Genomic DNA, 1,163 nt, shown 5'->3' on the forward strand with positions numbered 1-1,163 from the left:
GGCTGAGGTTCGTAATATCGAGCATCCCGATGCCGGACTTCTTGCAATACAGCTTGCAAGATCTCTTTAACTACATTCCCTCGGATGTTGTCTACTTCCTGAATATGTCGGGAATATCGCAGGCGTTCCTGTTTATATCGGCAGGGGTCGCCTTCCGGATTGTCCGAAAATTCGCAACGCTGTTCCAATGGTAATAACTGCGTGACGCGGTTATTTATGTTAAATGGAGTCTTAACATGCTGATATTTCACGAGGGATTGCCGGGCTCCGGTAAAAGCTATGAAGCTTTGGTGTCCCATATTATTCCGCGACTCAAGGATGGTCGCACCGTGGATGCCTATATCGAGGGCCTGAATTACGAGAAGATTGCCGAGCTGTCCGAGATAACGCTGGAGGAATGCCAAGAACAGCTCCGGCAGATCACCCGCGAACAGGTGCCGGCCATCCACGAACACGTAAGGGACAAGAGCCTGGTCATCATCGATGAGAGTCAGAACTTTTGGCCGTCTGGTCGGCAAAAGTTACCTGACCCGATCATCCAATTGATAACAGAACATCGGCACCGTGGCCTTGATATCGTGTTGATGGGGCAGAACCTCAACGATGTGCACAGCATGTGGCGTAACCGGATAGACAAGAAGTTTGTCTTCAAGAAGCTGGACGCCGTAGGCCAAGCCAAACGCTATTCGTGGACCGCCTACAGTGGTTCCCTCAGGGCAGACGGCCAGCGTAGCCGTATCGAGTTCGAGAAGCTGACAGGCGGCATCCGGCAGTATGACCCCAAGTATTTCGGCAGCTACGCCAGCACCACCTCAGAAGACAACGAAATGGGGGTCTATGAAGATGACCGGACGAACATCTTCAAGTCTGCCAAGTTCAAGTACGGTCTCCCCATCGCTGCCCTGCTGTTCATCGGTGGGCTATGGTTCGCTATCGATACCATGCTCAACTTCAACAGCAAGACGGGGGCCGACGACTTGGCCAAGCAGGAGGCACAGCAACATGAGGTTGCATCACCCAGTTCACCTGGGCAACCAGCACCAAGGCCAGAGCCACCGCCCAAGCCCAAGGTGGATGATCTCTTCACTCAGACCCTTGAATCCGGCAAGCCTGTCCTGACCTCTCAGACCATCGTCAACAGGCAGCTCCTTGATGCGTGGGTC

The 1,163-nt window shown here is 53.4% G+C and carries 2 protein-coding genes; both read left to right on the plus strand.

Annotation, left to right across the window (positions count from 1 at the left end):
* The coding region (locus LD28_RS0113060) for a DUF2523 family protein (protein ID WP_033137397.1) at positions 1 to 194 on the plus strand (194 nt) is incomplete at its 5' end.
* Positions 195 to 236: 42 nt separating this feature from the next.
* A partial coding sequence (locus LD28_RS0113065; protein WP_050514328.1) for a zonular occludens toxin family protein occupies positions 237 to 1,163 on the plus strand: 927 nt, incomplete at its 3' end.

The organism is Aeromonas finlandensis (assembly GCF_000764645.1).
Classification (GTDB): Bacteria; Pseudomonadota; Gammaproteobacteria; order Enterobacterales; family Aeromonadaceae; genus Aeromonas; species Aeromonas finlandensis.